This window comes from Mycobacterium sp. E3198 (assembly GCF_001667015.1).
Lineage (GTDB): Bacteria > Actinomycetota > Actinomycetes > Mycobacteriales > Mycobacteriaceae > Mycobacterium.
The window spans coordinates 1-8,127 of the sequence record NZ_LZIS01000188.1; the positions used below are offsets into that span (position 1 = coordinate 1).

General features: G+C 71.5%; 6 protein-coding genes and 3 pseudogenes. 3 read left to right on the plus strand and 6 right to left on the minus strand.

Features of this window, described 5'->3' with window-relative positions:
- A pseudogene (locus A5673_RS20930) lies at positions 1-325 on the plus strand (hypothetical protein); the annotation flags it as partial.
- A 28-nt stretch (positions 326-353) separates the two neighbouring features.
- On the opposite strand, the gene A5673_RS20935 reads toward A5673_RS20930, so the two are convergent.
- From A5673_RS20935 to A5673_RS20945, 3 genes are read right to left on the minus strand one after another with little or no spacing between them, the layout of a single operon-like run.
- The gene (locus tag A5673_RS20935; protein WP_068236844.1) at positions 354-1,340 is read right to left on the minus strand and encodes a VWA domain-containing protein; all 987 of its coding nucleotides are present in this window, start codon (positions 1,338-1,340) and stop codon (positions 354-356) included.
- Positions 1,341-1,396: 56 nt separating this feature from the next.
- Entirely contained in the window at positions 1,397-2,692 is a 1,296-nt protein-coding gene (locus A5673_RS20940) for a primosomal protein (protein WP_068236847.1), read from the minus strand.
- Between the two features lie 52 nt (positions 2,693-2,744).
- Complete coding sequence (locus A5673_RS20945; protein WP_369806505.1) at positions 2,745-3,599, minus strand: alkaline phosphatase family protein; 855 nt, start codon at positions 3,597-3,599, stop codon at positions 2,745-2,747.
- 92 nt (positions 3,600-3,691) lie between these two features.
- Here A5673_RS20945 and upp point away from each other — a divergent pair, with 92 nt between their 5' ends.
- Positions 3,692-4,315: a uracil phosphoribosyltransferase gene (upp, locus tag A5673_RS20950; protein WP_068236850.1), complete on the plus strand. Its 624-nt coding sequence runs from the start codon at positions 3,692-3,694 to the stop codon at positions 4,313-4,315.
- Between the two features lies 1 nt (position 4,316).
- Here upp and A5673_RS20955 read toward each other — a convergent pair.
- Together A5673_RS20955 and A5673_RS20960 are read right to left on the minus strand one after the other, a co-directional pair.
- A pseudogene (locus tag A5673_RS20955) lies at positions 4,317-5,909 on the minus strand (phospho-sugar mutase); the annotation flags it as partial.
- Positions 5,830-6,636 (minus strand): purine-nucleoside phosphorylase, encoded by an 807-nt coding sequence (locus A5673_RS20960; RefSeq protein WP_068236853.1) that lies wholly within the window; start codon positions 6,634-6,636, stop codon positions 5,830-5,832. The gene A5673_RS20960 and the pseudogene A5673_RS20955, both read right to left, overlap by 80 nt.
- An 88-nt stretch (positions 6,637-6,724) precedes the next feature.
- Here A5673_RS20960 and A5673_RS20965 point away from each other — a divergent pair, with 88 nt between their 5' ends.
- Positions 6,725-7,342: a cutinase family protein gene (locus A5673_RS20965; RefSeq protein ID WP_197518440.1), complete on the plus strand. Its 618-nt coding sequence runs from the start codon at positions 6,725-6,727 to the stop codon at positions 7,340-7,342.
- Here the strand turns inward: A5673_RS20965 and A5673_RS20970 are convergent.
- Positions 7,339-8,127, minus strand: a pseudogene (locus A5673_RS20970) (hypothetical protein); the annotation flags it as partial. The gene A5673_RS20965 and the pseudogene A5673_RS20970 sit on opposite strands and share 4 nt — an antisense overlap.

An 8,127-nucleotide genomic window follows, 5' to 3' on the forward strand; every position in this document is an offset into this window, starting at 1 on the left:
CGCGCGGCTGGCCAAGGACCAGGGCGTGCCCATCTCGACGATCTCGTTCGGCACCAAAGGCGGCGAGATCGAGATGAACGGGCAGCGGGTCGCCGTTCCCGTCTCGACCGACCAGATGAAAAAGATCGCCCAGCTCTCCGGCGGGCAGTCCTACACCGCGACCAACATCGCCGAGCTCAACAAGAGCTACAACGCCATCGAGAACGACATCGGGTTTCGCACGGTGCCCGGACCCGGCAGCGCCGGGTGGCTGCGCCTGGGCGTCGTCGCCGCGCTCATCGCCGCGGCGCTGGCCCTGTTGATCAACCGGCGGCTGCCGACCTGATCGCCCACCCGATCGCCGCCCTGATCGCCTAGGAGGGCAACCGGCTGTTGAGCGCGAGACCGGCCAGGATGGCGCCGGCCAGGACCACCGCCCCGAGCAGCATCCAGGCGAGGCTGGCGTCGCCCTTCACCGTCTCGTAGCCGATCTGGCGCTGCAGCGTCGAATAGACGCTTTCCAACGATTGCAGGCTGTCGGCGTGGAACGCCTCGCCGTCGGTGATCTTGGTGATCTCCTGCAACGTCTGGTCGTCGACGGGGACCGGGATGGTGGCGCCCTCGTAGTCGACGGTGCCGTAGGGCGTGCCGAAGGAAATCGTCGAGATCTGCACCTCCTCGGCCTTCGCGGCGCGCGCCGCGGTGAACGCGCCCTGCGGGGCGTTGGGGTCCAGCGGCACGTTCTCGGCGCCGTCGGACTCCAGCACGATGCGCGCGGGGGGCGGCCCGTCGCCGCCGCCCAGCACCGAGCCGACGGTGGCGATCGCCTGCAGCGCGGTGAAGATCGCCTGACCGGTGGCCGTCCCGTCGGCGAACTCGAGCTTCTTCAGCGCGTCGAGGGTCGCCTGGTGCTGCGGGGTCGGCGGCACCAGCAGGAAGGGCGTCCCGGCAAACCCGACCAGTCCGAGATTGATGCCCGGCGTCAGCTGGCCGGCGAACTGGCTGGCCGCCTGCTCGGCCGCTTTGAGCCGGTTGGGTTCGACGTCGGTGGCGCGCATGGAGTTCGACATGTCGATGACGAGCACGACGCAGGCGCGGTTGCGCGGGATGCGCATGTCGTGGGTGGGCGTGGCCAGGGCGACGGTCAACAGCAGCAGGGACAGCAGCGACACCGCCATCGGCAGGTGCCGCCACCACGATTGCGGCACCTCGGACTCGGTGAACCGGCGCAGGCGCCGCCGGCGCCGGGCCTGCGCCACGACGTAGAGGGCGAGCAGCGCCAGCGGGACCAAGGCAAACAGCAGCATGGCCGGGCGCTGGAACCCGTACAGGGGCAGCGGGCCGATGCCGGGAAGTGACACCTGCGCCAGTAAAGAGCAGTCTGGGGGGCCCGTCAAACGGGGCCGCGGTCCGCGCCCTATTCCCGCCTGAGCCGGCCCTCGACGAACTGCTCGAGCTTCTCCCACTCGCGCACCGCCGCGGCATACGGCGGTCCGGGCCTGCCGACCGAGCCCGGCTCCAGCACGGCGGCCACCAGCTTGCCCAGGGGCCGGCCGGTGTCGAGCGCCTTGTCCACCGCGGGATCCTCGGAGTAGTCGCCGATGTCGCGGAGCAGCTCGACGGCCAGGTCGAGCTGGTCGCGATCCAGCGCGTCCGGCCCCTCGGCGAAGTCGTCGGCCAGCCCGCTCAGCACGTAGATGTTGTCGTCGGTGACGTCGACCGACAGCGAACCGTCGGTCGCGGCGGTCCGGATGTCGTCGTAGGTGCTCAGGTCCGACAAGTCGTGGTCGTGCTCGTCGGCGAGGTAGCGCGCCAGCGCCCGCTCGGAGGTGAACACGCTGATGCGGCCGTTGCGGCCCAGAAAGATCGGGCGGTCGTCCAGGTAGCAGCGCAGCGTGTAGAACGTGCCGGAACTCATGATGATGCGAATCGGGTCGATGCCCACCTGGACCCAGAAGTCCTCGGCGCCGCCCAGCACGACGGTGTCGCCGGCGGCGCGGTCCTGCTCGTCGGCCTCTTCTTCCTCGGGCTCCTCGTCGGTGTCCGAGTCCTCCTCCGCCGACTCGGCAACGGCATCTTCGGTGGCTTCCTCGGATTCGTCCTCGGGCTCCTCGCGCTCCTCTTCCAGCTCCTCGGCGGCCTTGGCCGCGTACTCGGCGTCGACCTCGGGAGTGCTGACGACCTCGTCGATCGCGCCGAGCACGTCGTCCCAGCTTCGCGCGATGACCTCGGCGATCGCATTCCAGCGCTTGTGACCCGCCTTGCCGGTGAAGGTGTCGATTCCGCCGGCCACCGTGCCCAGGGTTGGGTTGCCGTTGAAGAACTTCGCCACCGCCGGCAGTTCGCACACCGACCCGACGGACGACACGATCGCCAGCGTGCCCGCCAGCGCGGCGACCGACTCCTCGGTGGGCTTCTCCGATACCAGCTCCTCGACGGCGACCAGATCGAACTGCCTGTCCTCGGCGGGTTCGAAGTTGTGCGCGTGCGCCGAGGTCAGCTCCTGCCACGCCGGGTGGTCCACCAGATCGTTGTCAGTGTTGGTGCGCACGAAGGCCACCAGGTCGGCAACGTTCTCGAACGCGTACAGGTCCTCGTCCTTGCCGAGGAACGCCTCCCACTCGTCGCCGGCGTCGCGCCAGCGGGGCGCCCACACGGTGTAGCGGTCGCCTTCGGACAGGCTCAGGCGGATGGGCACGAGGTCAGCAGCCATGCGGCACACAATAGCGACGGGCGGGTCGGCGGCGGGCCAGCGGGCCAGGGCGTCAGGCGGCCCAGATGGTCGCGATCGGCGCGGCCGTCGCGGCGTAGCCGAGCCTGGGCAGCCCGTACATCTGCTCGAGCGTGGCGAGCACGCTGTAGTGGTTGATCTGCTCGGTGTAGGTGCCGGGCTGCACGTGCCCGCCGTAGATGATCGTCGGGATCTGGTTGCGGGGCCCGCCGTCGTCCTCGTCCCACGTCACGATCAGCAGGCTGTTGTTGGCCACCGCCCAGTTGGCGTAGCCGGTCAGCTCGCGGCTCAGCCAGGCGTCGCCCTGAGCGATGGAGCCGTCGTGCATGTTGTCGTCGTTGTTGGGGATGACGAACGACACGGTCGGCAGCGCGGCGTAGTTGCCCGCGGGGAACGCCGAGAACGGCAGGGAGTTGGCCGCCGGCACGTTGGTGAAGTTCGCCCACGGCACGTGCTTGCGCGCGTACTTGCCGGCGCCGCACACCGTCGAGCCGACCGCGGGCAGGCCCTCGGCGTATCCGGCGAATGTGTAACCGGCGGAAAGCAATTCGGTGGCCAGGTTGGGAGTCGCGCCGCCGTTGACCGGGCACGCGTCGCTGGTCAACCCGAGCGTGCTGCCGGCAAACAGCGCCAGGTAGTTGGGCTCGCTCGGGTGCGTTTCGGCGAACGACTGGGCCATGTTGGCCCCGCCGGCGGCCAGCGCGTTGATGAACGGCGCCGAGGAGTTGCCGATGATGTGGGCCGCCGCGCGGTTCTCCTCGATGACGATCACCACGTGCGCCGGCTGCGGCAGCGCGGCCGCCGCGAGGCTCACCCGGGGGACCGAAGGGATGGCCACCAGGGCCGCCAACAGGGCCGCGCCGGCCAGCCTCTTGATTGTGCTCAGCACGTCGGGAGTATATGAGCGGATCCGGCCCACGGACGGCGTCGCGCGAGCGTGTCAGCGTTGCCGGTCGCAATCGTTATATAGGGTCACATCCCGTGGAGGTGCGCGTCGTCGATCATCCGCTGGCCCTGTCCCGGCTGACGGCCTTGCGCGACGAACGCACCGACAACGCCCACTTCCGCGCGGGCCTGCGCGACCTGACCGCGATGCTGGTGTACGAGGCCACCCGGGACGCGGGCCGCGAGACCTTCCCGATCCGCACGCCGCTGGCCGACACGCTCGGCGTGCGGCTGGCCCACCCGCCGCTGCTGGTGCCCGTGCTGCGCGCCGGGCTGGGCATGGTCGAGCAGGCGCTCGCACTGCTGCCCGAGGCCCGCGTCGGCTTCGTCGGCGTGGCGCGCGACGAACAAACCCACCTGCCGAGCGGGTATATGGAGTCGCTGCCCGACGACCTGAGCGGAACGCCGGTGCTGGTGCTCGATCCGATGCTGGCCACCGGCGGGTCCCTGAGGTACACGGTCGGCCTGTTGCACCGCCGCGGCGCGTCGGACATCGCGGTGCTGTGCGTGGTGGCGGCGCCGGAAGGCATTGCGGCGCTGGAAGAAGCGGCGCCGGGCGCGCGGCTGTACACGGTGGCCGTCGACGACGGGCTCAACGAGATCGCCTATATCGTGCCGGGTCTGGGGGATGCGGGCGACCGCCAATTCGGGCCCCGCTAGTTCACCAGGCCTGGACTTCCGAGACCAGCCGGTCGCGCAGCCCCCGCGCGCGCTCCCGGGCGGCTCGCAGGTCGTCGGCCGGCGCGCAGCGAATCTCGATGTAGCACTTCAGTTTCGGCTCGGTGCCCGACGGCCGCACCACCACCCGGGCCGACGTCGCGTCGTCGCCGCCGGTGAAGATCAGCGCGTCGGTGGCGTCGGCGAGGTCGGTCAGCTCGGCGGCGAATCCGGCCAGCCGGCGCGGCGGCGCCGCGCGCAGCCGCCGCATCACCCCGGCGGCCTCGTCGGTGTCGGCGACGCGGCGCGACACCGCCGCGACGTCGTGCACGCCGTGGCGGCGGGCCAGGTCGTCGAGCAGGTCGGGCACCGAACGGCCCTGCCCCTGCAGCGTGGCCACCAGGTCGCAGACCAGCACCGCGGCGCTGATGCCGTCCTTGTCGCGCACGGCATCCGGGTCGACGCAGTGGCCGATCGCCTCCTCGTAGGCGTACACCAGCGTCTTGCCGGGCGCGTTGGCGTCGGCGCGCGCCAGCCACTTGAAGCCGGTCAGGGTCTCGACGTGCGTCGCGCCGTAGCGCGCGGCGATCGCGGCCAGCATCCGCGACGACACCACAGTGCTGGCCACCACCGCATTCGCGGCGTCGGGTTCGCGGGACAGGAGGTAATCGCCCAGCAGCCAACCGGTTTCGTCGCCGGACAGCATCCGCCAACCGGACCCGGTGGGGATGCCGACCGCGCACCGATCGGCGTCGGGATCCAGCGCGATCGCGACGTCGGCCGCCGTCTCGGCGGCCAGGGTCAGCAGCGCGTCGCTGGCGCCGGGCTCCTCGGGGTTGGGGAACGCGACGGTCGGGAAGTCGGGGTCGGGTGCGAACTGCGCCCCGACGGTGTGCACCTGGTTAAATCCCGCGCGGCGCAGAGCTGCCACGGCCACCTCGCCGCCGACCCCGTGCAGCGGCGTCAGCGCCACCCGCACCGAACCGGTGCCGCGCCGCACCCCGGCCGCGCGCTCGACGTAACGCTCGGCCAGGTCAGTGTCGGCGAATATGACTGGGCGCCTGGCGATCTCGTCGGGCGGGGGAGCGGCGGCCATCGCGGCCTCGATCCGGCGATCGGTGGGGGAGACGATCTGCATGCCGCCGGAGAAGTACACCTTGTAGCCGTTGTCGCTCGGCGGGTTGTGCGACGCCGTGATCTGCACCCCGGCGGCGGCGCCGGTGCGGCGCACCGCGAACGCGACCACCGGGGTGGGCACCGGGCCGGGCAGTTGCAGCACCGGAAACCCTTGGGCGGCAAGCACTTCGGCCGTCGTCGTGGCAAACGCAGCCGAGCCGTGCCGGGCGTCGCGGCCGACGATCACCGTCGCGCCCGCCACGCCGTCCTCGGTGAGCACGCGCGCCACCGCCCACGTCGCGCGCGCGACCACCGCGGAGTTCATGGCGTCGGGACCGTCGCGCACCGGGCCGCGCAGCCCCGCGGTGCCGAATCGAAGTGGGCGCGCCGCTGACACGCCGCTACAACCGCGCCACGACGTCGGCCAGCAGGGCGCCCATCCGGCCGGCGGCCGCGGCGCCGGCGGCCAGCACCTCGGCGTGGCTGAGCGGGGCGCCGCTGATTCCCGCCGCCAGGTTGGTCACCAGCGAAACGCCCAGCACCTCGGCGCCGGCCTCCCGGGCCGCGATGGTCTCGTGCACCGTCGACATGCCGACCAGGTCGGCGCCCAGCGTCTGCAGCATCCGGACCTCCGCGGGCGTCTCGTAGTGCGGTCCGGGCAGCCCGGCGTAGACGCCCTCGGCCAGCGCCGGATCGCCCTGGCGGGCCAGCTCGCGCAGCCGCGGCGCGTAGGCGTCGGTCAGGTCGACGAAGCGCGGGCCGACCAGCGGCGAGCGGCCGGTGAGGTTCAGGTGGTCACTGATCAGCACGGGCTGGCCCGGCGCCAGGTCCGGGCGCAGCCCGCCGGCCGCGTTGGTCAGCACGACGACGCGCACGCCCGCCGCGCAGGCCGCCCGCACCGGGTGCACGACGTGGCACAGGTCGTGGCCCTCGTAGGCATGCACGCGGCCGACCAGCACCAGCACCCGCTGCGCGCCGATGCGCATCGACAACAGCTCGCCGGTGTGCCCGATGGCGGTCGGTGGGGCGAACCCCGGCAGGTCGGCCTGGGGCAGCGTGGCGGTCGGGGAACCCAGCGCCGCCGCCGCGGGCCGCCAACCCGAGCCGAGGACGATGGCGACGTCGTGCTGCCCGGCCCCGGTGCGCTCGGCGATGGCCCGGGCCGCCAGCCGCGCCAGCTCGTCGGGATCGCCCACGGGTTCGGCCACAGTCGGCGAGCTTAGCCCGGCGTATGTGAGGATCTGCGGTATGCGTCGTCGTTGGTGGTGGATTTGTGGTCGGGTCGTCGCCGCCGCGGTGTCGCTGGCCGCCATCGCGAGCGGACCGGCACCGGCGGCGGCAGCCGACGCGTGTCCGGACGTCCAGCTCATCTTCGCCCGCGGCACCGCCGAGCCGCCCGGCCTGGGGGCGGTGGGCGATGCGCTGTTCGCCGCGCTGCAGCCCGCCCTGGGCGCCCGCAGCGTCGACGCCTATCCGGTGAATTACCCTGCCAGCTATAACTTTTTGACCACCGCCGACGGCGCCAACGATGCACGCGATCACATCGCCGCGATGGCCGCGCAGTGCCCGGCGACGCGGCTGGTGCTCGGCGGTTTCTCGCAGGGCGCCGCCGCGGTGTCGATGCTTGCGGGGGTGCCGCCCGTCGGGCAGCGCATCGGCAATTTCGGATCGGCTCCCGCGCTGGATCCCGGTCTGGCCGACAAGGTGCGGGCGGTTGCGGTGTTCGGCAATCCCGGCAACCGGTTCAACACGCCCCTGTCGACCACGGGTGCGTTCGCCGGTCGCGCCATCGACCTGTGCAGCCCCGGTGATCCCGTCTGCGTCGTCGGCGGCCGCGACCGCGAGGCGCACCACGAGTACGAGGCGCCGCCCTACCCCGGCCAGGCGGCCGGGTTCATCGCCGGGCTGGTCTAGCCGCCCAGGATGTTCCGCAGGTTGGCGATGCCCGAGGTGAAGCCCGTCGGCGCGTTGTTGAGGATGCCGCTGATCTCGGCGATGCCCGAGTTGAACAGGCCCGAGACGTAATCGCCGGCGTTCCCGATGCCGGAGGCGTTGTCGCCGGAGTTGTTGAAGCCCGAGCTGTCGAGGCCGGCGTTGCCGAAACCCGAACTGGCGCCGGATCCGGTGAACAGGTTGCCGACCCCGGTGTTGAGGTCGCCGGAGTTGAAGACCCCGGTGTTGATGCTGCCCGAGTTGAAGAAGCCCGTGTTGTAGTTGCCGGCGTTGAAGCCGCCGGTGTTGTAGTCGCCGGAGTTGAAGATCCCGGTGTCGGTCGACCCCGAGTTGAACAGCCCGGTGGCGAACGCCCCGGAGTTGGCGATGCCCGAGTTGAACTGGCCGGAGTTGCCGAAGCCGATGTTGCCGCTGCCCGAGTTGAAGAAGCCGATGTTGCCCGTGCCCGAGTTGCCGAAGCCGATGTTGCCGGTGCCGGAGTTCAGAGCGCCCGCGAGGTTGATGCCGATCTGGTTGTTGCCGGTGATGCCGATGCCGATGTTGCCGTTGCCGGTGTTGCCGAAGCCGAAGTTGCCGGAGCCGAGGTTGCCGAAGCCGAAGTTGTTGCTGCCGGTGTTGCCGAAGCCGAGGTTGTAGCCGCCGATGTTGCCGCTGCCCAGGTTCCAGTCGCCGTTGTTGCCGCTGCCGAAGTTGAGGCCGCCGACACCGACCTGGCCGAGCCTTACGTCGCGCGCGCGGCCGGGGTG

Coding starts and splice junctions, on each gene's coding strand:
- A5673_RS20940 (WP_068236847.1), bottom strand. CDS start 2,692: ATGGCTGCTGACCTCGTGCCCATCCGCCTGAGCCTGTCCGAAGGCGAC.